The organism is Bradyrhizobium sp. CSS354 (assembly GCF_029051725.1).
Lineage (GTDB): Bacteria > Pseudomonadota > Alphaproteobacteria > Rhizobiales > Xanthobacteraceae > Bradyrhizobium.
Genome location: NZ_JAACFU010000075.1, coordinates 1 through 911, shown reverse-complemented (window position 1 = coordinate 911; position 911 = coordinate 1). Strand labels below are relative to the sequence as shown.

The 911-nt window shown below is 64.0% G+C and carries 1 protein-coding gene; it reads left to right on the top strand.

The genetic code is table 11. The features are described from left to right. On the top strand, positions 1 to 911 hold a 911-nt coding region (locus tag GWG67_RS38705), incomplete at both ends, for an IS66 family transposase (protein ID WP_275174893.1).

Here is a 911-nt window from a genome sequence, read left to right as displayed (position 1 = left end):
CGTGCTGCGCAGGCGACCTTTTTGAGATCGGTCACGATGAGAGCCAGAGGCTGGACGTCGTACCGGCGCAGTATCGCGTCATCGTCACCCGCCGCCCCAAACTGGCCTGCCGCGCCTGTCACGGCGTCGTCCTCCAGCATGCTGCTCCCGAGCGATTGATCAGGGGAGGACTGCCGACCGAGCGGCTCGTCGCGCATGTGATCGACGCCAAGTATCATTGGCATTTGCCGCTTTACCGCCAGGCGCAGATGCTGGCGACGCACGGAATAGCGCTGGACCGTTCCATGCTCGCCTTCTGGGTCGGCTATGCCGCCCAGGAATTGAAGCCCTTGTGGCATCGTCTGCGCCAGCTTCTGCTCGCCTCTTCGAAGCTCTGTGTCGACGAGACCCCCGCACCGGTATTGGATCCGGGGCGCGGCAGGACCAAAACCGGCTACTTCTGGGCGCTGTCACGCGATGACAGGCCCTGGGCCGGACCTGACCCACCTGGTGTGGTTTACGCCTATGCGCCGGGCCGTGGGGCCGTTCATGGCTTGCAGCTACTTGAGGGCTTTCGCGGCATCATCCACTGCGACGGTTATCAGGCTTACAAGACTATGACCCGAGAGACGCGTGCGGACGCCTTGTCCGGGACGCTCGCCTTCTGCTGGTCGCATCTGAGGCGCCAGTTTGTGAAGATCGAGCGCGAGGCCGCTCCGGCGCCAGCTCCGGTTGCCCGCGAGGCTCTTGAGCGCATCGCCCAACTTTACGCGGTCGAAAAAGCGCTCCGCGGCCGATCAGATGCCGAGCGCCGTGCTGGCAGGCAGGCGCATGCCCGACCTCTGGCTACAGCCTTGAAGCAGTGGTTTGAGGCCAAGCTTGATCACCTTGCACACAAGAGCGACACAGCGAAGGCCTTGCGTTACGCGCTG